Below are 21,903 nucleotides of genomic sequence, written 5' to 3' on the forward strand. Positions count from 1 at the left end.
GGCGTCGTTCATTCCTTGGCCGCCAATTCGGTGCCCGGGATGTTCAGGTGCTGGCCGATTTTCAGTTCGTCGGATTGCAGGCCGTTGGCGCTGCGCAGAGTCGCCGGCGAAACCTGATAACGCACCGCGATCATCGCCAGGGTTTCACCCGGACGCACCGTGTGGTCACGCGGCCCCTGGGCAATTTTGCCGGAATCACGCAGCCAGGCGATGTAGGTGCCCGGTGGCGGGTTCTGCTGGAAGAACTGGCGCACACCCGCGCTGATCGAACGGGCCAGCGCTTGCTGGTGACCAGACGCAGCCAGTTTCGAGGCTTCGTTGGCGTTGGAGATAAACCCGGTTTCCACCAGGATCGACGGAATGTCAGGCGACTTCAGCACCATGAATCCGGCCTGCTCGACGCGCTGCTTGTGCAACGAGGTGACCCGGCCAATGTTGCTCAAGACCTTCTGGCCGACGTTCAGGCTGGAGGTCAGCGAGGCGGTCATCGACAGGTCGAGCAGTACGCCAGCAAGCATCTTGTCCTTGTCGTCGAGGCTGACGTTGCCGGCACCGCCGATCAGGTCGGAACGGTTTTCGCTGTCGGCCAGCCAACGGGCGGTCTCGGACGTTGCGCCGCGCTCGGACAAGGCAAATACCGAAGCGCCGAACGCTGCAGCGGAGGGTGCCGCGTCGGCGTGGATCGAGACGAACAGGTCGGCGCCCTTCTTGCGGGCGATCTCGGTACGGCCACGCAATGGAATGAAGTAGTCGCCGGTACGGGTCAGCTCGGCCCGGAAGCCTTTCATGCCGTTGACCTGGCGCTGCAGTTCGCGGGCGATGGCCAGCACCACGTCTTTTTCGTGCTGGCCACGGGAACCGGAAGCGCCCGGGTCTTCGCCGCCGTGACCGGCATCGATGACCACGATGATGTCGCGCTTGCCGGCCGGTGCAGGCGGCAGCTTGATTGCCGGCTCAACGGGAGCCACCGGCACCGCAGGCACGGTGGCAACGGTTGGAGCCGGGGTCGGCGCAGGCGGTGGCGTGGCATCGGTGGCGTTGTCGAACAGGTCGACCACCAGGCGATTACCGTACTGCGCATTCGGCGCCAGCACGAAGCTCTTCGGGGTGACAGCTTTTTTCAGGTCGATGACCACCCGCAGGTCGGTCGGCGTGCGCTGAGCCGAACGCATGTCGGTAATCGGGGTATTGGCGGTAGAGACCTTCAGCGGCGCGCCAAGGACGGCGCCATTGATGTCGATCACCAGACGATCCGGGGACGTCAGGGTAAAGACGCTGTGCTGGACCGGGCCGGACAGGTCAAACACCAGTCGGGTGTTATCCGGTGCCCGCCACAAGCGAACACTGTTGACCTTTGTCGCGGCCACAGCGTCGACGGCCAGTGCCGTAAGCAGCATTCCTACGACAGCAACCAACGCGCGAAAGCGCATACCTAACCCCATCATTTATTTGAATTCCAATGCCAAAGCGGCACACCAAGACTCGCCACGCAAACCCTGGGGCGACAGATTCAGCGAACGCCCGCTGTCATGCGGGCTAATGGTAATGGTCAGGTCGGGCTTTGGCAAAAAGCCTGCACCCTTCTGGGGCCACTMGATCAGACACAGTGCATCGTCTTCGAGGTAGTCACGAATGCCAAGAAACTCCAGCTCCTCCGGATCGACCAGTCGATACAGGTCAAAATGGAAGGCGCGAATGTCGCCGATCTCGTAGGGCTCAACCAAGGTAAAGGTCGGACTTTTTACTGCGCCAACATGCCCCAAACCGCGAATAATGCCCCGCGACAGGGTGGTTTTACCCGCCCCAAGGTCACCGTCCAGAAAGATGATGCCGTGCCCTTTGGTCACTTGAGCGATACGGTTGCCCAACGCGACCATGGCGTCTTCATTGGCCAGATACAGGGTTACTTCAGACACGGTGCTTGCTCCTCCAGCAACTGACGAATGGCGGGAATCAGATCACTGGCCGCCAGCCCACGGCCATATTTACCTTCACGTTCGCCAGCGTTGGCGTGCAGCCAGACCGCCAGGCACGCCGCATCGAACGCGCTCAGGCCTTGGGCCAGCAAGGCGCCGACCAGTCCGGCCAGCACATCCCCCAGACCCGCGGCAGCCATGGCCGGGTGGCCTTGATGACACAGCGCCAAACGACCATCAGGACTGGCAATCAGGCTGCCGGCCCCTTTGAGAATGACGGTGGTTGTGTATTTTTTGCTCAATGCATGGGCCGCGGCAGGGCGATCAGCTTGAACCTCGGCCGTGGAAATCCCCAATAACCGCGCCGCCTCCCCCGGATGCGGAGTGATCACACAATCGTTCGGCAGACGCACATCGCCCAGGCTCAGCAGATTCAGCGCATCGGCGTCCCACACCTGCGGCAACGGGGTATTCGCCGCTGCCGACAACAAACTGCGACCCCATGCGTCCTTGCCGAGACCCGGTCCGACCACCAGCACACTGGCCTGGCCGAGCGGGTCCATCAGTTGGTTGGCCGAATGAACGCCCAGCACCATGACTTCGGGCACCCGCGCCAATGCGGCCGGTACATGTTCACTGCGGGTCGCCAGAGACACCATGCCCGCGCCGCTGCGCAGGGCACTTTGGGCGCTCAAGAGAATGGCGCCGCCGAAACCCCGATCGCCACCGATCAGCAGGACGTGACCGAATCGGCCTTTGTGAGCGCTCGGTGCCCGAGTTGCCAGGCGCGGCAGGTTGTCTGGATTCAGGCGATAAGCACTGACGGTGCTTTCAGCAACGATCTGCGGGTCGGCTTGCAGATCGTTGAACTGCAACTCCCCCACCTGATCCGCCGCATCGCCGGTGAACAGCCCAAGCTTGAGGCCGATGTACGTCACGGTGAGGTCGGCCTGAACCGCAACCCCGAGGACTCGCCCGGTATCGGCGCACAGACCGGACGGGATATCCACCGCCGCAACGGGCAGGCCACAGGCATTGATCGCCTCGATCGCGGCGACATAAGGTTCACGCACCTCACCGCTCAGACCGGTGCCCAGCAGCGCATCCAGCACCACCCCACGCAGCTCGATGGCAGGTGACCAGGCCTCGACGACAACCCCGGCGGCCAGCGCTTCGGCATACGCCAGCGCGGCATCGCCCTGCAAGCGCGACGGTTCAACCACCGCCAGCACTCGCACCTGCCAACCGGCTCGCAACGCCAACACCGCCACCAGATAACCGTCCCCGGCGTTATTACCGTGACCCGCCAACACGCTGAGCTCAGTGGCCGTCGGCCAGTGCCGGACCATCGCCCGCCATGTGGCACGAGCAGCCCGATGCATCAATTCAAAGCCGGTTGTCCCGGCCGCAATCAGCCGCGCGTCGAGTGCCCGGACCTGTGCGGCGCTGTACAGCGCGTCGGGTAAATGGTGTTTTGTCTGCGGCATGCGTCTTCAGGCTCCGATGTCTGGCAGAATTATACGCACCTCAGCTCCGGTTTCCCCTGTCTCATGCCTGCAATTACCACAGATCTTCCTGCTCTCGCCCAATCGATCAAGGACTGGGGCCGCGAGCTGGGCTTTCAACAAGTCGGCATCAGTGGTCTGGACCTGGCTGAGCATGAACAACACCTGGAACGCTGGCTCGAAGCCGGCTACCACGGCGAGATGGACTACATGGGTGCCCACGGCAGCAAACGCTCGCACCCGGAAGAGCTGGTGCCGGGCACGTTGCGGGTGGTTTCACTGCGCATGGACTACCTGCCGGGCGACACGGAAATGGCCAAGCGCCTGGGCCAACCGGAAAAAGCCTACGTCTCGCGCTATGCCCTGGGCCGCGACTATCACAAGCTGATCCGCAAGCGCGTGCAGCAATTGGCCGAGAAGATCCAGCAGGTCATCGGCCCCTTCGGCTACAGGGCTTTCGTCGACAGCGCCCCGGTGCTGGAAAAAGCCATCGCCGAACAAGCCGGCCTCGGCTGGATCGGCAAAAACACCCTGGTGCTGAACCGCAAGGCCGGCAGTTACTTCTTTTTGAGCGAACTGTTCGTCGACCTGCCGCTGCCGGTAGACCCGCCTCACAGCACCGAACACTGCGGGCGCTGCACGGCGTGCCTGGACATCTGCCCGACCAAGGCCTTTGTCGGCCCCTATGTGCTGGACGCCCGCCGCTGCATTTCGTACCTGACCATCGAACTGAAAACGGCGATCCCCGAAGACTTGCGGTCGCTGATCGGCAATCGGGTGTTCGGTTGTGATGACTGCCAGATCGTCTGCCCGTGGAACCGCTTCGCCCGTCCGTCCGGCGAAAGCGACTTCAAACCGCGGCACAACCTCGACAACGCCGAGCTGGCGGAATTGTTCATGTGGGATGAAGAGAAATTCCTGAGCAGCACCGAAGGCTCGCCGCTGCGCCGCGCCGGTTATGAGCGCTGGCTGCGTAACCTGGCCGTCGGACTTGGCAATGCGCCTTCAACGATTCCAGTGCTGGAAGCCCTGAAAGCGCGGGCGGACTATCCGTCAGAGCTGGTGCGCGAGCATGTGGCGTGGGCGTTGAAACAACACGAACATCGCGCCAAACAATAGAACCAAGGCGCTACGGGTGATCATCGCTACAACCGGGTTTATTGCTCGTCGTTGTAGACGAACTTGGGCATGTCCCAGTGGAAACGAATCGCCAGCAGGCGCAACAGGAAGCCGCCAAACAAGGTGATCAAGATCGCCTGTTCGCCAGGTAATTGCAGGTAAAGGCAGAACATGTAGCACCACGCGGCAGCGAACGAGACGCTGGCATAGAGCTCGCGCCGGAAGATCAGCGGGATGTCGTTGCAGAAGATGTCGCGCAAGATACCGCCGAACACCCCGGTGATCACTCCGCTGACCGACGCCACCAGCATGCCGTGACCCATTTCCAGCGCGGTCATGCAGCCGATCAGGGTAAACGCCACCAACCCCACGGCGTCGAGCACCAGGAACAGCGAACGCAGATGGCGCATCCAGCGTGCGGTAAAGACCGTGAGCATTGCCGCAGCCGAGGTCAACACCAGGTATTCCGGGTGTTTGACCCAGGTCAGCGGGTAGTGCCCGAGCAGCACGTCACGCACCGAACCACCGCCCAGCGCCGTCACGCAGGCGATCAGCACCACACCAAACCAGTCCATGCCACGCCGACCGGCAGACAACGCGCCAGTCATGGCTTCAGCGGTAATGGCAATCAGGTAGAGCATCAACAACATGGCGGCGGTCCTTACGGGAAGGCGCGCAGTCTACTCAGATCGCCGGGGCACCAAAAGAGGGCGCAGTAGAATCTACCTCCGCTCCATCCCCAGCGGCTGGGCGGACACCATCGCGAGCAGGCTCGCTCCCACAGGAACAACGCAATCCAGTGTGGGAGCGAGCCTGCTCGCGATGGAGCCGGAACTGGCGCCGCAGGATCAGAACTTGATGAAATGCTGACGGTAGTGCTGCAGCTCGGCGATCGATTCGCGGATGTCGTCCAGCGCCAGGTGCGTGCTGCCCTTCTTGAAGCTGTCGCGCACTTCCGGAGCCCAGCGTGCGGCCAGCTCCTTCAAGGTCGAGACGTCGAGGTTGCGGTAGTGGAAGTAGCTTTCCAGCGCCTTCATGTGCGTATAAAGGAAGCGCCGGTCCTGGCAGATGCTGTTGCCGCAGATCGGCGATGTGCCCTTCGGCACCCACTTTTCCAGGAAGGCGATGGTCTGGGCTTCTGCTTCGGCCATACTGATGCGGCTGTCGCTCACCCGCTGGGTCAGGCCGGAACCACCGTGTTGACGGGTATTCCACTCGTCCATGCCCGCCAGGATCTCGTCGCTGTGGTGAATGGCGATCACCGGGCCCTCGGCCAGGGTGTTGAGATTGCTGTCGGTGACAATGGTGGCCATCTCGATGATGACGTCGGTGTCAGGGTTCAGACCGGTCATTTCCAGATCGATCCAAATCAGGTTCTGCGGGTTTTGCATGTGTCAGCTCCTCGGCGTAGGCATGCAGTTTAGCCTAGAGGACTCTCGGGGCGTGCTAAACTCGCGGCCGTTTTACCTAATCGCTGCATTATCCACACGGAACACCCATGGCCAAACGCCAACTCAATCGTCGTCAAAACTGGCGCATCGAAAAGATTCAAGGCGAGCGCGCTGCCCGCGCCGCCAAACGCGAATCCTCCGCCGTCGAAGCGCTCGAGGGCGGCGACCTTGGCCCCGAGCAGACGGGCCTGGTGATCGCTCACTTCGGCGTTCAGGTCGAGGTCGAAGCCCGCGACGGCGAACTCGCCGGCCAGGTGTTCCGCTGCCATTTGCGGGCCAACCTGCCTGCGCTGGTGACCGGCGACCAGGTGGTCTGGCGCGCCGGCAACCAGGGCATCGGCGTGATCGTCGCGCAATTGCCGCGTAAAACCGAACTGTGCCGTCCCGACAGCCGTGGTCAGCTCAAGCCGGTAGCGGCCAATGTCGACATGATCGTGATTGTCTTCGCCCCGCTGCCCGAGCCTCACGCCAACCTGATCGACCGTTACCTGGTCGCCGCCGAACACGCCGGCATTCGCCCGCTGCTGCTGCTCAACAAGTTCGACCTGATCGACGAGCAGAATGCCCCGGCGCTGAATGCCTTGCTGGCGGTCTACCGCACGCTGGGTTACCCGGTGCTGGAAGTCTCGGCACACCACGGCAACGGCATGGAGCAGTTGCAGAAGCAACTGGACGGGCACATCAGTGTGTTCGTTGGTCAGTCCGGCGTCGGCAAGTCCTCGCTGGTCAACAGCCTGCTGCCGGAAGTCGAAACCCGTGTCGGCCCGTTGTCCGAGCTGTCCGGCCAGGGCACTCACACCACCACCACCGCGCGGTTGTTCCACTTCCCCGGCGGCGGTGAGCTGATCGACTCCCCGGGTATTCGGGAATTCGGCCTGGGCCACGTCAGCCGTGCCGACGTCGAAGCCGGTTTCATCGAGTTCAACGACCTGATCGGCACCTGTCGCTTCCGCGACTGCAAGCACGACCGCGAACCCGGTTGCGCCCTGCTCAAGGCACTGGAAGAAGGCCGCGTGCAACAGCAGCGCATGAACAGCTACCGCTCGATCATCGCCAGCTTGCCTGAAACCAGTTATTAACCAGAGCGCTCAGCAGCCCCGACACTGAAGGCTGCTGACCGCTCACTGGCGCACCGACAGACAATAAAAAGCCGCGATCGTCGCGGCTTTTTATTGGATCACTACTTGGGTGGCCCGGCCGGTTTGGCCGGGTCGCCGGCTTTCGGTGCCGGAGCGTCGAACAGGTTCAAGCGCTCCCGAAGCTCATGCGCCGGCAGCGGTTCCTTGTCCGCCGGCAAGGCATTCGGATCGGCAGGGACGGCAGGCACTTCACCCGGAGCGCCCTGCCCCGGTGTCGGTGTTGGTGCCGGTTCCGCGCCTTGTTCACCCTCGATGGCACGCTGGGCCTTCTTGGTCAGCACGATGATGTCGATGCGGCGGTTGACCGGGTTGAAAGGGTTCTTGCGATCGAACAATGCCGACGAAGCGTAGCCCACCACCCGCGCCACTTGCTGATCCGGATAGCTACCCGCGACCAGCGCACGGCGAGCCGCGTTGGCACGGTTGGCCGACAGCTCCCAGTTGCCGAAATCGCCGGTGCCTGCATAAGGCTTGGCGTCGGTGTGACCGCCGATGCTGATCTTGTTCGGCACCGCTTTGATGGTGTCGGCCATGGCCAGCAAAATGTCTTCGAAGTACGGCTTCAAGCGAGCGCTGCCCGAGTCGAACATCGGCCGATTTTCGGAATCGATGATCTGGATGCGCAAGCCATCTGGAGTGATGTCGAAAAGAATCTGGTCCTTGAACTTCTGCAACTGCGGGTTCTCTTCGACCTTGTTCTGCAATTCTTGGAGCAACAGTTCAAGGCGTTCCTTCTCGACTTCCTCGGCCATTTTTTCGACCTGTTCGGTATCGACGGTGACCTTGTCCGGTTGCGGCTGGGACTTGACCTCGGGATTGAGGGTCTTGTCCGGCGCCAGCACCGGCGTGCCGCCCAGGTCGATAATGAACGGCGTACCGCTTTCAGAGAAGCCGATCGGGTCCTTGAAGTAACCGGCAATGGCGATCTTCTGTTCCGGTGTGGCGGTAGATAACAGCCACAGCACCAGGAAGAACGCCATCATCGCTGTCGCGAAGTCAGCGAAGGCGATTTTCCACGCGCCCCCGTGATGCCCGCCAGCGTAGCGCTTGACGCGCTTGATGATTATCGGCTGATTATTCTCCATGACTTAACGACCGCGCACCGCTTGTTCCAGGTCAGCGAAGCTCGGACGGTGTGCCGGGTACAGAACCTTGCGCCCGAACTCCACCGCCAGCGATGGCGGCATGCCGGAAGCCGAAGCCACCAACGAGGCCTTGATGGCTTCGTAGATGTTCAGCTCTTCCTTGGCATCGTGAGCCAGGGAGTGCGCCAACGGACCGAAGAAACCGTAGGCCGCGAGAATACCGAAGAAGGTACCGACCAGTGCGGCACCGACGTGCAGACCGATGGACTTCTGATCGCCCTCACCCAGCGAGGCCATGGTCACCACGATACCCAGTACCGCCGCGACGATACCGAAGCCGGGCATGGCATCCGCGATACCGTTGACCGCATGCGACGGGTGTTCGAGGTCTTCCTTGAGGCTGAACAGCTCCATGTCGAACAGGCCCTCAAGCTCATGCGGCGCCATGTTGCCGGACGACATGATGCGCAAGTAATCGCAGATGAACGCGGTCATGCGGTCGTCTTTGAGAACCGCCGGGTATTTGGCGAAAATCGGGCTGGCAGCAGCGTCTTCGATATCGCCTTCAATGGCCATCATGCCTTCGCGACGGCTCTTGTTGAGGATCTCGTAGATCAGGCCCAGCACCTCCAGGTAGAAGGTGTGATTGAAGCGCGAACTGAACATGCCCAAGGATTTCTTGAGCACATGTTTCGTCATGTGGCCGGGGTTGGCCTGCAGGAACGCACCCAGCGCCGCACCGCCGATGATCATCACCTCGAAAGGCTGGATCAGGGCGGCAATCTTGCCGTGGGAGAGCACGTATCCGCCGAGCACGCTCGCGAATACGACGATGATGCCGATAATTTTAGCCATAGGTAGAAGGTACTTACTTAAGTCGGGTTCAAGGTCATATTCGGAAGTTAAAAAATCTCTTCTTCTACTTATCGGCAAAACTGCGCCAGACTATAGCCAGTTAAGGCGAAAAGCTAATTTGGCCCGCTCCGGGCGTGTTTAATGCAGACGATGATCGCGCCCAACCATGGCTAATGAAACGACCGTTCCAACTGCTAGACCGACCACACTCGAAGGCTGGGTCAAGCTGCTCGATGGCGCAACCTTGCCCGTGCCGCGAACCAGCCATGACCGCGTCTGCAAGGCTATCGCCGACAATCGCAGCTCGTTGCGCGATATTGCCGAATTAATGCAAGGCAGCCCGGCCCTGGCCCTCAGCGTCATCCGCGAAGCCAATCGCCACACCCACGGCAGCATGAGCGAGCCCAGCGAGAACCTGGAAGTGGCGATCAATCGCCTCGGTCTCAAGCGCACCGAAGAACTGCTCGCGCGCCTGCCCGCCCTGCCCGAGAACGAAATCCCGCCGGCCCTGCGCCAACTTCAATTGATCAGCCTGCACGCGACCCAACAGGCCAACGGCTTTTTTGCCAGTCGCCTGGCGCGGCTCTGGCAGGATATCCACTGGGGTAGCCTGCTGTTCCTCTCGCCGTTCTGGCCACTGGCCCTGACCTTCCCGCAGCTGCTGGAAGACTGGGAGCTGCGGGTCCTGCACAAGCGCGAGCCAGCAAGCAAGGTCGAAAAAGAATTGTTCGGTGTCCGCCTGCTGGAACTCGGCCAGGCACTGGTGGAAGTCTGGCGCCTGCCAATCTGGGTAGGACAAGGCTATCGATTGCTGCTCAATGAACAACGCGAACTGGCGAAAGTCGTGCATATCGCCCGCGACGCCGAGCACCCGTTGCGCCAGCAAAACCGTCTTGATGACGACCCGATCCTGCGCCGCTGGCTCAATCAACCGGCCAACACAGTATTGATGGCCAACGGTCTGGCGTTATCGGCGCAGCAAGCCTGGAGCAGCCCTCACTGCCTGCGCTGGCAGTTTCTGACCAGCCTCTACCTGCAAATGCCGATGGACGAGGTCCAGCAGCAACTGCACCAGCAAGCCGCACTCAGCGCGCGCAACCATGCCATGCCCGACCTCTGGCATCCCGCCGGGGCATTGCTCTGGCCATGGGACGAGCGGCGCCTTCATCGCGGCCAGCTTCCGGCGCCCGCCCCCACCGCCGAAGACCTGACAAAGTGGCGCAAGCAATGCGCAGAACTGCTGGCGGAGCCAAGCCGCTTTACCAACGCCATGCACCTGACCACCTCTGCGCGGGATGCACTGGTTGCCTGCGGCATGCGCCGGGTGATGATTCTGATGGCTGATCGCACCCACAGCCAGTTGCGCGTACATCAGATTCACGGCCTGCCTAAAGAGGCTGCAACGCTGAACTGTGTGGTCAGCCAGAGCAGCGTGCTGCAACGCCTGCTCTCGCAACAGGCTCAGGTACGCCTGACACCAGCCAACACCGCACAATTTTCAGCCTTGCTACCCGCCAGCCTGCGTTCATTGTTCGGCGGCGAGCACCTGCTGCTGCGCTCACTGGTCAACAATGGCCGGGTGATCATGCTGGTCGTGGCGGACCAGGGCGGCGGTCCCTTTTCGGAAATCACCGTGCAAGCCTTCGGCAAAACCGCACAGTGCATCGAAAAGGCCCTGCACAGCTTTACCAACCGCGGCCAGTAGTTCCTGCGCTACAATCCTCCCCCTTTGTGCTCTGGAGACCTCACATGTCTGACTTCTCTGGCTTGTCGCTGGTGATCGAGCCGAGCGACCTGCTCGCCCGTCTTGATGCTCGCGAACTGATTCTGGTCGACCTGACCAGCAGCGCCCGCTACGCCGAAGGCCACATTCCCGGCGCGCGCTTCGTCGACCCCAAACGGACTCAACTGGGTCATCCGCCGGCTCCGGGCCTGCTGCCGTCACAGGCGGCGCTTGAAGCCCTGTTCGGCGAACTGGGGCATAACCCGGACGCGGTCTACGTGGTCTACGACGATGAAGGCGGCGGTTGGGCCGGACGCTTCATCTGGTTGCTGGATGTCATCGGCCACAGTAACTACCACTATGTGGACGGTGGTCTGCTGGCCTGGCTGGCGGAAGGCTTGCCGGTGTCGACCGCGGTTCCAGCATCTGTCGGCGGCCCGGTTGCACTGACCTTGCACGACGAACCCACGGCCACCCGCGAATACCTGCAAAGCCGTCTCGGCGCCGCCGACCTGGCGATCTGGGATGCACGCGGACCGCTGGAGTACTCCGGCGAGAAAGTCCTCGCGGCCAAAGGCGGACACATTCCCGGTGCAGTCAATTTCGAATGGACCGCGGGCATGGACAAGACGCGCAACCTGCGCATCCGCACCGATATGCCGCAGATCCTCGAACAGCTCGGGATCAGCAAAGACAAAGAAGTGATTACCCACTGCCAGACCCACCATCGCTCTGGCTTCACCTATCTGGTGGCCAAGGCACTCGGTTATCCGCGGGTCAAAGGCTACGCCGGCTCCTGGGGCGAATGGGGCAATCACCCCGACACGCCCGTAGAGATTTAAGGTTTTCTAAGGAAAGTTATGAATAAGCGTTTGTTTATCCTCAGCCAGTACCTGCTGCCTCATCACCTGCTGTCGCGTCTGGCCGGCTGCATTGCCGAATGCCGCGTGCGCTGGTTCAAGAACGCCTTCACCGCCTGGTTCGCCAAGCGTTATCAGGTGGACATGTCGCAAGCACTGGTCGAGGACCTGACCGCTTACGAACACTTCAACGCATTCTTCACCCGCGCGTTGAAAGACGGCGCACGCCCACTGGACCAGACTCCAGGCGCAATCCTCAGCCCGGCCGACGGTGCCGTCAGCCAGCTTGGCCCGATCGAGCACGGCCGGGTGTTCCAGGCCAAGGGCCACAGTTTCAGCGTGCTGGAATTGCTTGGCGGTGATGYGGCAAACGCTGCGCCGTTCATGGGCGGTGATTTCGCCACTATTTACCTGTCGCCCAAAGACTACCATCGCGTCCACATGCCGCTGGCCGGCACCCTGCGCGAAATGGTCTACATCCCGGGCCGGATTTTCTCGGTCAACCAGACCACCGCGGAAAACGTTCCGGAGCTGTTCGCCCGTAACGAACGCGTCGCGTGCATCTTCGACACCGAGCGCGGGCCAATGGCCGTGGTATTGGTCGGTGCGATGATTGTCGCTTCGATCGAAACCGTCTGGGCCGGGCTGGTAACGCCACCCAAGCGCGAACTGAAAACCTTCCGCTACGACGAAGCTGCCCGCGCGCCGATTCACCTGGAAAAAGGTGCCGAGCTGGGTCGCTTCAAACTGGGTTCGACGGCAGTTGTGCTGTTTGGCCCGAATCAAGTGAAGTGGGCTGAAGAGCTGGCGGCTGGTTCGCCAGTGCAAATGGGCCAAGGCATGGGCTTGCCGAACGCCTGATCTGCACGCAGATCCAATGTGGGAAATGTGGGAGCGAGCTTGCTCGCGATACAGGCACCTCGGTCTATCTGATAAGCCGAGGTGATGCTATCGCGAGCAAGCTCGCTCCCACAAAGGCCTGCGCTCCCACACAAACTGCGTGGTGTTACAGCTGACCGTCGCGGTCTCTGAAGCCCAGCAGATACAGCACGCCATCCAGACCCAGGGTCGAAATCGCCTGCTTGGCCGACTGCTTGACCAGCGGCTTGGCACGGAACGCCACCCCCAGACCCGCAATCGCCAGCATCGGCAAATCGTTGGCACCGTCGCCGACGGCAATGGTCTGCTCCAGACGCAAGCCTTCCTTGTGCGCCAGCTCACGCAGCAAATCGGCTTTGCGCTGTGCATCGACGATCGGCTCGACAGCCACACCGGTCACTTTGCCGTCGACCACTTCCAGTTCATTGGCGAACACGTAGTCGATGCCCAGCTTGGCTTGCAGCTGTTTGGCGAAGTAGGTGAAGCCGCCCGACAAAATGGCCGTCTTGTAGCCCAGGCGCTTGAGTTCGGCGAACAAGGTTTCAGCGCCTTCGGTCAGGCGCAGGGAAGCCCCGATCGAGTCCAGCACGCTGACGTCCAGCCCTTTGAGCAAGGCCAGGCGCTCCTTGAAGCTGGCGCGGAAATCCAGTTCGCCGGCCATCGCCCGCTCGGTAATTTCCGACACCTTCTCGCCCACCCCGGCCGCCTTGGCCAGCTCGTCGATGACTTCGGCTTCGATCAGTGTCGAGTCCATGTCGAACACCGCCAGACGCCGGTTGCGCCGGAACAGCGAATCTTCCTGGAAGGCGATATCGACGTTCAGCTCCTGGGCCACGCTGAGGAACTCGGCACGCAGGGCCTGCGGATCAGCCGCTTCGCCACGCACGGAAAACTCAATGCAGCCCTTGCCCTTGTCGGCCGGAGTGTCCAGCGGCATACGTCCGGACAGACGGTCGATGTGATCGATGTTCAGCCCGTATTTCGCAGTGATCGAGCTCACGCGTTGCAACTGCTCGGCCGTCACTTTGCGGGTCAGCAAGGTCACAATGTGGCGTTTCTTGCCTTGGGCGCCGACCCACTGCTGGTAATCCTCTTCGGAGACCGGCGTGAAACGCACCTGTTGCCCCAGCTCGTAGGCCTTGAACAGGATGTCCTTGAGCACCGACGAACCCTGTTCGGTGTCGGGAATTTCAACCAGGATGCCGAACGACAACGTGTCGTGGATCACCGCCTGACCGATGTCGAGAATGTTCACACCACCCTGGGCCAGTACACCGGTAATGGCCGCAGTCAGACCCGGACGGTCGACTCCCGTGATGTTTATCAGGACGATTTCGCGCAAGGCGCACCCCCGCAAGTGGAAAAAAACCGCATTCTACCCACTTTCAGTGACCATCGGGCACAGCGAGCGCTTTGCCGGTCTGGGGCCTGTCGCTATACTGCGCCTCAACTTCACGGACAAAAGAGCCGAGCTCAGTGAACCGGCCTACGCCAGTCAAAACCGATAACTTCTTTCTGCTGATCTTCCGGGCACTGCGCCATCGCCGTGTACCGATTGCATTGCGCATTGCCAGCCATAACGTGATCCTGGTCGCATTGGCCCTGGTGATCTACGCCTGCGTGATGGGTCTGCAGTTCAAACAGGCCATGCACGAGCAAGCGGATGCCCTCGGCCAGAGCCTGACCACCCAGACAGCGATGTCGGCAACCGAGCTGTTGGTGTCCAACGACATCCTCAGCCTCAACGTGTTGCTGAACAACCTGACCAAGAACCCGTTGGTGGCTCACGCGGCTATTTATAGCGTGGACAACCGGATTCTCGCCGAGGCCGGACAGCGTCCCAAGCATGGCTTGCTGGGCGAAGCCGAAGGCATGTACGAGAGCAAGATCACCTTTCAGGACGTGACGGCCGGTCAACTGCGGATCAGCCTGGACATGGCGCAGTTCCAGCAGCCAATGACCATCAGCCTGCAAAGCATGGGCATTCTCAGCGCGATCCTGCTGGCGTTGTCCCTGGCCCTGAGCTTGCGCCTGGGTCGGCACATCTCCACCCCGCTGCTGCAATTGCGGGTGTGGCTGCGTGACATTGACGAACACACCCCGGCGATTCAGCGCCAGGACGAAATCGGGGACCTGGCCCGTCAGCTCCACAGCAGTTATGCACCTGAAAAGGTCGAGCCTGAACCCGAGCCAGAACCTGAGTTCGACGATTTCGAAGACACTGAAGAGGCCGAGCCGACCTTCGAAGTGCGCAATCTGCGCGACCCGAGCTTCGATGAAAGCGCTCCGGTGGCCGGCCTGAAACCGGCAGCACGGCACGTGGTCAGCGCTGAAGAAGACGAACTGGACGAAGATGATCCGTTTGCCGACCTTCGCGACACCGCTGCCGTCACGCCCGCTGCCAAGCCGCAACTCACCAAGCCTGCTGCCCCGGCGCAACCGCAGCACAGCGCGGTATTGGCGGTGCAGCTGGGTGCTCAGGAGCAACTGCGCCGCTTGCCGCGCGCACGCCTGACCGAACTGCTGGAGCGTTATCGCGACTGCCTGGACCAGGCGGCTTCGCTGTATGAAAGCGAACTGCACACCCTGAACGATGGCAGCACGCTGATGTTGTTCCACAGTGAAGACAGCGGTGACGACTACCTGACCAACGCCATTTGCTGCGGTGAGTTGCTGCGTGCGCTCGGCCACCAGTTGCAGATCGAAGTCGCCGACAGCGGCATCACCCTGCAACTGCAGCTGGGCCTGACCTTGGGCGACGGGCTCTTCGGCCTCAGCCAGATTGATCTGCTGCTGACCGAAACGGCTCAGGACGCTCTCGCCTTGTCCCAACACAGCCGAAACCTGCTGCTGGTGGAACGCAAGATCAGCGACGATGGGCTGATCCGCCAACGTGCGCGGATCCGCCCAATCGCCAGCCCGGAAGGCGCTTGCTGCGTCGAACGGTTGATGGAGCCTTACCCGTCGATGCTGGAGCGGCAACTGGCGCGCATGCATGAGACACGCGCCAAGAGCTGAACCCGGCCGTGAACCAAAAAGCCCGCAGACGAGTGATTGTCTGCGGGCTTTTTTGTCGCCTGTTCCGACCTCATCGCGAGCAGGCTCGCTCCCACAGTGGATTTGGGAGCGTCCTAGATCAAATGTGGGAGCGAGCCTGCTCGCGATGAGGCCGGGAGCAGCGCTAGAGTTTCCCAACCTGCAGAAACAACAAAGCCCGCATCAACGCGGGCTTTGTCTGTACGGCATTCACCTTAGAACCTGAACACTTCCATGTCCGTGCGAATCGGTGAAGCCATCGGGATCTTCGGTTTCTCCGGTTCTGCCGGCGCCGCTGGTTTGGACGCAGGTTTACGCGGTGCTTCGACAACCGGTGGCTGATTGGCCAGCGGCTTGAGCGCGACCGACAGCTGTTCGGCCAAACGTTGCAGCAATATGCCCTGGGCCTGCACCTGAGCCGCCGTACCACTGGCGTGTGGCTCTTGCAGATGAATGATGCGGTTGTCACGCACCTGGCCACGACGGTCGATCAAACGCCACTGGGCATCGAGGATCGCCGGTTGCGACTCACCCGAATCCAGGCGAGTGATCGACAGCAAAACCTGTACATCCGGGGTGAAACCCAAGGTCGCCGGTGCCAGCACTACGCGCTGGCTGTCCAGATGGCCGGCCACCTGGCGCAACAGAAGCTGGTTGATGTCCGAAGACAGGCTGCCCGCCCAACGACCGTCGGTGGACGCCTGCAGGCTGCCATCAGGCTGGCGCTGCAGCAGGGTTTCACGTTGCAGGTAATCGGCGATCGATACCGGGCCCAACAAAACCGCCATGCCCGCGCTTTGCGCAGGCTGAGCCGGACTTCCGCTGTCCAGCTGATACAGCGACACCGGCTGGTGAACGCTGCAACCCGCCAGGCCAAATACGCCAGCGAGCAACAAAAGTAGAGGAAGGCGCAGAACAGTCATCATCCCATCCAAGTGACGGCGAACGAGCCGGTCACAGTGAAAAATACTCAATCAATATGAAGAACGCAGGACCACGCCCACGTTTGAAAGGCCATATCATCCGTGAATATGGCCTCCGACTCCAGCGCGAAAGTATCGATCTACGGGTTAAATCGCAGATCGAGCGCCCTGGGCCGCTTAATTGAGAGCTTCTACCAATAATGCATCAACGCGCTGAAAGCCCCGTGGCAGCTTGTTGCCACGGCGTCCGCGCTCACCTTTGTAGTGTTCGAGGTCGTCGGCTTTGAGCGACAGCGTGCGTTTGCCGGCCTGCAGGACCAGGGTCGCGCCTTCCGGCAATACCGCGATATCGGTGACATATTCCTCGCGACTGGCCACACGTTCGCCGGAGATACCGATGATCTTGTTGCCTTTGCCCTTGCCCAGCTGTGGCAGGTCGCTGATTTTGAAAATCAGCAGGCGACCTTCGGTGGTGACCGAGGCCAACCAGTTCTGCTCACGGTCAGCGACCGGACGCGGCAGGATCACCTTGGCGTTGTTCGGCAGGCTCAACAGCGCCTTGCCGGCCTTGTTCTTGGCTTGCAGGTCTTCCCCCTTGACCACGAAACCGTAACCGGCGTCCGAGGCGATGACGTACAGCCCATCGTCTTCAGGCATCAACACGCATTCGAAGGTCGCGCCGGGCGGCGGCGTCAGGCGCCCCGTCAGCGGCTCACCCTGGCCTCGGGCCGATGGCAGCGTGTGCGCCGGCACCGAATAACTGCGACCGGTGGAGTCGATGAACACCGCAAACTGGTTGGAACGACCGGCCGCTGCGGTCTTGAAGCCGTCCCCGGCCTTGTACGAAAGCCCGGTGGCGTCGATGTCGTGGCCTTTGGCCGAGCGCACCCAGCCTTTCTCGGACAGCACTACGGTGACTTTTTCGTTCGGCAGCAGATCGTGCTCGGTCAGCGCCTTGGCTTCGGCACGCTCGACAATCGGCGAGCGACGGTCGTCGCCATAGGTTTCGGCGTCTTTGATCAGCTCGCTGCGCACCAGCTTCTTCAGCTTGGCTTCGCTGCCCAGCAAGGCTTGCAGCTTGGCTTGTTCCTTGAGCAGTTCATCCTGCTCATCGCGCAGCTTCATTTCTTCGAGTCGCGCCAACTGACGCAGGCGAGTATCGAGAATGTAGTCGGCCTGGATCTCGCTCAGGGCAAAACGCTCGATCAGCTTGGCTTTCGGGTGTTCCTCGGTACGGATGATGTGGATCACTTCATCCAGGTTGAGGTACGCGATCAGCAAGCCGTCCAACAGGTGCAGGCGACGCTCGACCTTGTCCAGGCGGAATTGCAGGCGGCGGCGCACGGTCTGAACCCGGAACTCCAGCCATTCCACCAGCAACGCCCGCAGGTTCTTCAGCTGCGGCTTGCCATCCAGGCCAATGATGTTGATGTTGACCCGGTAGCTTGATTCCAGCTCGGTGCTGGCGAACAGGTGCTGCATCAACGCCTCATGATCGACCCGGCTGTTGACCGGAATGATCACGATACGGCATGGGTTCTCGTGGTCCGACTCATCGCGCAGGTCCGCCACTTGCGGCGCCTTGGACGGCTTGGCCTGCATCATCGCGGCAATCTGTTCCAGCACTTTGGCGCCGGAGACCTGGTGCGGCAATGCGGTGACGACAATGTCGCCGTCTTCGATGTGGTACACGGCGCGCATGCGCACCGAACCGCGACCGGTTTCGTAGATTTTCAGCAGGTCGGCGCGCGGCGTGATGATTTCCGCTTCGGTCGGATAATCCGGGCCCTGGATGTGCTCACAGAGCTGCTCGACCGTGGCTTTCGGTTCATCGAGCAAACGCACGCAAGCCGTGGCGACTTCCCGCAGGTTGTGCGGCGGAACGTCGGTGGCCATACCCACGGCGATGCCGGTGGTGCCGTTGAGCAGGATGTTCGGCAAACGTGCCGGCAATACCAGCGGCTCGTCGAGGGTGCCGTCGAAGTTCGGCCCCCAATCCGCCGTGCCCTGGCCCAGTTCGCTGAGCAGCACTTCGGAATAACGCGACAGGCGCGCCTCGGTGTAACGCATGGCGGCGAAGGATTTCGGATCGTCCGGCGCACCCCAGTTACCCTGCCCGTCCACCAGCGTGTAGCGGTAGCTGAACGGCTGGGCCATCAACACCATGGCTTCGTAGCACGCCGAGTCACCGTGCGGGTGGAACTTGCCGAGCACGTCACCGACCGTACGCGCGGATTTCTTGTGCTTGGAGTCAGCGTCCAGCCCCAACTCGCTCATGGCGTAGATGATACGCCGCTGCACAGGTTTCAAGCCGTCGCCGATGTGCGGCAAAGCACGGTCCATGATCACGTACATGGAGTAGTTGAGGTAGGCATTTTCGGTGAAGTCGRCCAGTGAGCGGCGTTCAACGCCGTCCAGGCTGAGATCCAGGGAGTCGCTCATGCGGGCCTCATCAGTTCGTTGTCTGGCGCAGCAACAAGGTGCCACTGCGCTGGGTAAATTCAAGTGTTTTCAGGATGCTCACAGCTTCGCGCTCCAGCCACCTTGCGGCGCTGCAAAGCGCCAGACAATCGGCCGGGCCTCGCCATCCGCACGGACACCGTTGTTGTTGTCGATGCCGATCCAGGCGCCATCGGCATCGACCACCAGTGCTTCGGCCAGACCGTAGGGCTGTGAATAACGTCGATGTTCCTGCAAGGCTTCAGCTGCAAATGACCAGCAGCGCTCGACCTTGGCGCTCAGCGCATCGCGACGACAGATTTGAAAAGCGTTGCGCTCCAGGGTGAAGAGCTTGCCGTTGAACAGTGCCAGATCCGCAAAATCCTTGGATACCGGCTTGGCGTTGGGAAATTGCGCGGGCTGCATTTCCTTGCCAGCTTCGCTCAACAGCACACAGTTGCCGTCACAGTCCCAGACGGTCTGCTGGCGCTTGACCAGCAACAAACCACGCCGCTCGCGCTCGGCCGCCAGCCATAGCTGATCACCTTGCGGACTGATCGCCAGCCCTTCGAACAGCGCGTTGAAATGCAGCAACATGCCGCTGGCTCGCGCCTCGCGAACCATGATCGGTGAAATTTTCAGCCACGCGACTGGCCCCTGTACCGGCACTTGCAGCACCGCCGCATGGGCTTCGCTGACGATGTAGCGGTTACCGGCCTTGTCGCAGGTGATCCCCTCGAAGTCCAGGTTTCCACCGCGCACGAACGATGCCGCCCAGGTGCGCGACTTCAGCCCCCAAGGCAACCCGCTGTCAGGCACCGGCGGCACATTGATGCGCACGGTTTCGGCCTGCCAGACACGCTCGCTGCTATCGAGCCGGTAGATCTGATCATCATCACGATCGGAAACCGCCCACAGATCCTTGCCGCATTGCGCCAGCCCCGACAGGTTACCGCCGCGCATGCCGTCCACGGCGTGCTCGGCAACCAGTGTCAGTTCAGGCGCAGGCTCCGCCGCAACGGCGGACGCCAACAGCAGCAATGCGAGGGCGAAACCGCTCCGCATCAGCCCAGAACCTCGGCCAGATTACCTTTGGACTCCAGCCAGGACTTGCGGTCGCCAGCGCGTTTTTTCGCCAGCAGCATGTCCATCATTTCCGAGGTGGCGTCAAAATCATCCAGCGTCAACTGCACCAGGCGTCGAGTGTTCGGGTCCATGGTGGTTTCACGCAGTTGCGGCGGGTTCATTTCACCCAGACCTTTGAATCGGGTGACCTGCGGCTTGCCGCGTTTCTTTTCGGCCACCAGGCGATCGAGAATGCCATCGCGCTCGGCTTCATCGAGGGCGTAGTAAATCTCTTTGCCGAGGTCGATACGGTACAGCGGCGGCATCGCCACGTAGACGTGACCGGCGTCCACCAGCGGACGGAAATGCTGGACGAACAAGGCACACAGCAAGGTCGCGATGTGCAGGCCGTCGGAGTCGGCGTCGGCGAGGATGCAGATCTTGCCGTAACGCAGCTGGCTCATGTCCGCAGCGCCCGGATCAACGCCGATGGCCACGGCAATATTGTGCACTTCCTGGCTGGCCAGCACTTCGCTGCCATCGACTTCCCAGGTGTTCAGAATTTTCCCGCGCAGCGGCAGGATCGCCTGGAACTCTTTGTCCCGCGCTTGCTTGGCCGAACCGCCGGCGGAATCACCTTCCACTAGGAACAGCTCGGAACGCATCGGGTCCTGCCCGGCGCAATCGGCGAGCTTGCCCGGCAAGGCCGGTCCTTGGGTGATGCGTTTACGCTCGACCTTTTTGCTGGCCTTCAAGCGGCGGCCAGCGTTGTTGATTGCCAGTTCAGCCAGTTGCAGGCCCAACTCGGGATTCGCGTTGAGCCACAGGCTGAAGGCGTCCTTGACCACACCGGAAACAAACGCTGCCGCCTCGCGGGACGACAGGCGCTCTTTGGTCTGGCCGGAGAATTGTGGCTCCTGCATTTTCATCGACAGGACGAAGGCAATGCGCTCCCAGACGTCTTCCGGTGCCAGCTTCACGCCACGCGGCAGCAGGTTGCGGAACTCGCAGAACTCACGCATGGCGTCGAGCAAGCCCTGACGCAGACCGTTGACGTGAGTACCGCCCTGGGCCGTCGGGATCAGGTTGACGTAGCTTTCCTGGACGCTGTCGCCACCTTCAGGCAGCCACAGCAGCGCCCAGTCGACCGCCTCTTTATTACCGGCCAGGCTGCCGCAGAAAGGCTCGTCGGGCAGACGCTCGAATTCGCTGACTGCGTCTACCAGATAGGAACGCAGACCGTCTTCGTAATGCCATTCGACTTTTTCGCCGGTGGCCTTGTCTTCAAAGCTGACCAGCAGCCCCGGGCACAACACGGCCTTGGCCTTGAGTACGTGCTTGAGACGGCTGATGGAGAATTTCGGTGAATCGAAGTATTTCGGGTCCGGCGCGAAGTACACGCTGGTCCCGGTGTTGCGCTTGCCAACGGTGCCGACCACTTCCAGGTCGGTGGCTTTGTAGCCATCGGCGAAGGTCATCTGGTACTCGTTGCCATCGCGTTTGACGCGCACCCGGACCTGAGTCGACAGGGCGTTGACCACCGAAATACCCACCCCGTGCAAACCGCCGGAGAACTGGTAGTTCTTGTTCGAGAACTTGCCGCCGGCGTGCAGCTTGGTGAGGATCAGCTCGACGCCCGAGACGCCCTCTTCAGGGTGAATGTCCACCGGCATGCCACGGCCGTCATCGCTGACTTCCAGGGAGTGGTCGGCGTGGAGAATGACCTGCACCGATGTCGCATGCCCGGCCAAGGCTTCGTCGACACTGTTGTCGATGACTTCCTGGGCAAGGTGGTTCGGCCGACTGGTGTCGGTGTACATGCCGGGGCGTTTGCGCACCGGGTCGAGGCCCGAGAGGACTTCGATGGCGTCTGCGTTATAAGAGCTAGCGCTGGGAGTGGCCATGGGG

The 21,903-nt window shown here is 61.6% G+C and carries 18 protein-coding genes; 6 read left to right on the forward strand and 12 right to left on the reverse strand.

Going from position 1 to position 21,903, the window contains the following annotated elements; all coding sequences use genetic code 11:
• Nucleotides 1-8 precede the first annotated feature (8 nt).
• The 3 genes from AC1DIH_RS01575 to AC1DIH_RS01585 are packed head-to-tail and all read right to left on the reverse strand — an operon-like array spanning nucleotide 9 to nucleotide 3,403.
• On the reverse strand, nucleotides 9-1,445 hold the full coding sequence (locus tag AC1DIH_RS01575) for an N-acetylmuramoyl-L-alanine amidase (RefSeq protein WP_477770332.1): 1,437 nt from the start codon (nucleotides 1,443-1,445) through the stop codon (nucleotides 9-11).
• On the reverse strand, nucleotides 1,446-1,916 hold the full coding sequence (tsaE, locus tag AC1DIH_RS01580; protein WP_477770333.1) for a tRNA (adenosine(37)-N6)-threonylcarbamoyltransferase complex ATPase subunit type 1 TsaE: 471 nt from the start codon (nucleotides 1,914-1,916) through the stop codon (nucleotides 1,446-1,448). It abuts the gene before it with no gap.
• Entirely contained in the window at nucleotides 1,904-3,403 is a 1,500-nt protein-coding gene (locus tag AC1DIH_RS01585; protein WP_477770334.1) for an NAD(P)H-hydrate dehydratase, read from the reverse strand. Before AC1DIH_RS01585 ends, tsaE begins: the two co-directional genes overlap by 13 nt.
• 63 nt (nucleotides 3,404-3,466) lie before the next feature.
• On the opposite strand from AC1DIH_RS01585, the gene queG reads away from it, so the two are divergent.
• The gene (gene queG / locus AC1DIH_RS01590; protein WP_477770335.1) at nucleotides 3,467-4,540 is read left to right on the forward strand and encodes a tRNA epoxyqueuosine(34) reductase QueG; all 1,074 of its coding nucleotides are present in this window, start codon (nucleotides 3,467-3,469) and stop codon (nucleotides 4,538-4,540) included.
• A gap of 38 nt (nucleotides 4,541-4,578) precedes the next feature.
• Here queG and AC1DIH_RS01595 read toward each other — a convergent pair whose 3' ends face one another.
• Together AC1DIH_RS01595 and orn are read right to left on the reverse strand one after the other, a co-directional pair.
• The gene (locus AC1DIH_RS01595) at nucleotides 4,579-5,190 is read right to left on the reverse strand and encodes a trimeric intracellular cation channel family protein (protein WP_477770336.1); all 612 of its coding nucleotides are present in this window, start codon (nucleotides 5,188-5,190) and stop codon (nucleotides 4,579-4,581) included.
• Nucleotides 5,191-5,388: 198 nt separating this feature from the next.
• A complete protein-coding gene (orn, locus tag AC1DIH_RS01600; RefSeq protein ID WP_477770337.1) occupies nucleotides 5,389-5,931 on the reverse strand; it encodes an oligoribonuclease in 543 nt (180 codons plus the stop codon).
• A 107-nt stretch (nucleotides 5,932-6,038) separates the two neighbouring features.
• Here orn and rsgA point away from each other — a divergent pair, with 107 nt between their 5' ends.
• Nucleotides 6,039-7,070 (forward strand): small ribosomal subunit biogenesis GTPase RsgA, encoded by a 1,032-nt coding sequence (gene rsgA / locus AC1DIH_RS01605; RefSeq protein ID WP_427534275.1) that lies wholly within the window; start codon nucleotides 6,039-6,041, stop codon nucleotides 7,068-7,070.
• A 101-nt stretch (nucleotides 7,071-7,171) separates the two neighbouring features.
• Here the strand turns inward: rsgA and motB are convergent, their stop codons facing one another.
• The gene (motB, locus tag AC1DIH_RS01610; RefSeq protein WP_477770338.1) at nucleotides 7,172-8,215 is read right to left on the reverse strand and encodes a flagellar motor protein MotB; all 1,044 of its coding nucleotides are present in this window, start codon (nucleotides 8,213-8,215) and stop codon (nucleotides 7,172-7,174) included.
• Between the two features lie 3 nt (nucleotides 8,216-8,218).
• On the reverse strand, nucleotides 8,219-9,070 hold the full coding sequence (motA, locus tag AC1DIH_RS01615; protein ID WP_477770339.1) for a flagellar motor stator protein MotA: 852 nt from the start codon (nucleotides 9,068-9,070) through the stop codon (nucleotides 8,219-8,221).
• A gap of 166 nt (nucleotides 9,071-9,236) precedes the next feature.
• Between motA and AC1DIH_RS01620 the strand changes: the two genes are divergently transcribed.
• The 3 genes from AC1DIH_RS01620 to asd are packed head-to-tail and all read left to right on the forward strand — an operon-like array spanning nucleotide 9,237 to nucleotide 12,514.
• Nucleotides 9,237-10,775, forward strand: a complete 1,539-nt coding sequence (locus AC1DIH_RS01620) for an HDOD domain-containing protein (protein WP_477770340.1) — start codon at nucleotides 9,237-9,239, stop codon at nucleotides 10,773-10,775.
• Between the two features lie 44 nt (nucleotides 10,776-10,819).
• Nucleotides 10,820-11,635, forward strand: a complete 816-nt coding sequence (locus AC1DIH_RS01625) for a rhodanese-like domain-containing protein (RefSeq protein ID WP_477770341.1) — start codon at nucleotides 10,820-10,822, stop codon at nucleotides 11,633-11,635.
• 18 nt (nucleotides 11,636-11,653) lie between these two features.
• A complete protein-coding gene (asd, locus tag AC1DIH_RS01630; protein ID WP_477770342.1) occupies nucleotides 11,654-12,514 on the forward strand; it encodes an archaetidylserine decarboxylase in 861 nt (286 codons plus the stop codon).
• Nucleotides 12,515-12,659: 145 nt separating this feature from the next.
• Here asd and serB read toward each other — a convergent pair whose 3' ends face one another.
• On the reverse strand, nucleotides 12,660-13,874 hold the full coding sequence (serB, locus tag AC1DIH_RS01635; protein ID WP_019691491.1) for a phosphoserine phosphatase SerB: 1,215 nt from the start codon (nucleotides 13,872-13,874) through the stop codon (nucleotides 12,660-12,662).
• A gap of 134 nt (nucleotides 13,875-14,008) precedes the next feature.
• On the opposite strand from serB, the gene AC1DIH_RS01640 reads away from it, so the two are divergent.
• A complete protein-coding gene (locus tag AC1DIH_RS01640) occupies nucleotides 14,009-15,550 on the forward strand; it encodes an AhpA/YtjB family protein (protein WP_477770343.1) in 1,542 nt (513 codons plus the stop codon).
• Between the two features lie 233 nt (nucleotides 15,551-15,783).
• Here AC1DIH_RS01640 and AC1DIH_RS01645 read toward each other — a convergent pair whose 3' ends face one another.
• The 4 genes from AC1DIH_RS01645 to parE form a co-directional block, all read right to left on the reverse strand.
• Nucleotides 15,784-16,491, reverse strand: coding sequence for a PqiC family protein (locus AC1DIH_RS01645; protein WP_054595336.1), 708 nt, complete (start codon nucleotides 16,489-16,491; stop codon nucleotides 15,784-15,786).
• 177 nt (nucleotides 16,492-16,668) lie between these two features.
• Nucleotides 16,669-18,933 carry a DNA topoisomerase IV subunit A gene (parC, locus tag AC1DIH_RS01650; protein WP_477770344.1) on the reverse strand — a complete coding sequence of 755 codons (2,265 nt, stop codon included), beginning with the start codon at nucleotides 18,931-18,933 and terminating at the stop codon, nucleotides 16,669-16,671.
• A 78-nt stretch (nucleotides 18,934-19,011) separates the two neighbouring features.
• Complete coding sequence (locus AC1DIH_RS01655; RefSeq protein WP_477770345.1) at nucleotides 19,012-19,995, reverse strand: esterase-like activity of phytase family protein; 984 nt, start codon at nucleotides 19,993-19,995, stop codon at nucleotides 19,012-19,014.
• Complete coding sequence (parE, locus tag AC1DIH_RS01660) at nucleotides 19,995-21,899, reverse strand: DNA topoisomerase IV subunit B (protein WP_477770346.1); 1,905 nt, start codon at nucleotides 21,897-21,899, stop codon at nucleotides 19,995-19,997. The genes AC1DIH_RS01655 and parE overlap by 1 nt, the downstream gene beginning before the upstream one ends.
• Nucleotides 21,900-21,903 lie beyond the last annotated feature (4 nt).

It is taken from the genome of Pseudomonas sp. 05N36 (genome assembly GCF_056397385.1).

Excerpts from the sequence above, each read along its gene's own strand:
- AC1DIH_RS01625 (WP_477770341.1), top strand. The coding sequence starts at position 10,820 with ATGTCTGACTTCTCTGGCTTGTCGCTGGTGATCGAGCCGAGCGACCTG.
- motA (WP_477770339.1), bottom strand. The coding sequence starts at position 9,070 with ATGGCTAAAATTATCGGCATCATCGTCGTATTCGCGAGCGTGCTCGGC.
- AC1DIH_RS01645 (WP_054595336.1), bottom strand. The coding sequence starts at position 16,491 with ATGACTGTTCTGCGCCTTCCTCTACTTTTGTTGCTCGCTGGCGTATTT.
- AC1DIH_RS01655 (WP_477770345.1), bottom strand. The coding sequence starts at position 19,995 with ATGCGGAGCGGTTTCGCCCTCGCATTGCTGCTGTTGGCGTCCGCCGTT.
- AC1DIH_RS01585 (WP_477770334.1), bottom strand. The coding sequence starts at position 3,403 with ATGCCGCAGACAAAACACCATTTACCCGACGCGCTGTACAGCGCCGCA.
- queG (WP_477770335.1), top strand. The coding sequence starts at position 3,467 with ATGCCTGCAATTACCACAGATCTTCCTGCTCTCGCCCAATCGATCAAG.
- parE (WP_477770346.1), bottom strand. The coding sequence starts at position 21,899 with ATGGCCACTCCCAGCGCTAGCTCTTATAACGCAGACGCCATCGAAGTC.
- motB (WP_477770338.1), bottom strand. The coding sequence starts at position 8,215 with ATGGAGAATAATCAGCCGATAATCATCAAGCGCGTCAAGCGCTACGCT.
- AC1DIH_RS01575 (WP_477770332.1), bottom strand. The coding sequence starts at position 1,445 with ATGATGGGGTTAGGTATGCGCTTTCGCGCGTTGGTTGCTGTCGTAGGA.
- AC1DIH_RS01620 (WP_477770340.1), top strand. The coding sequence starts at position 9,237 with ATGGCTAATGAAACGACCGTTCCAACTGCTAGACCGACCACACTCGAA.
- rsgA (WP_427534275.1), top strand. The coding sequence starts at position 6,039 with ATGGCCAAACGCCAACTCAATCGTCGTCAAAACTGGCGCATCGAAAAG.
- orn (WP_477770337.1), bottom strand. The coding sequence starts at position 5,931 with ATGCAAAACCCGCAGAACCTGATTTGGATCGATCTGGAAATGACCGGT.
- AC1DIH_RS01595 (WP_477770336.1), bottom strand. The coding sequence starts at position 5,190 with ATGTTGTTGATGCTCTACCTGATTGCCATTACCGCTGAAGCCATGACT.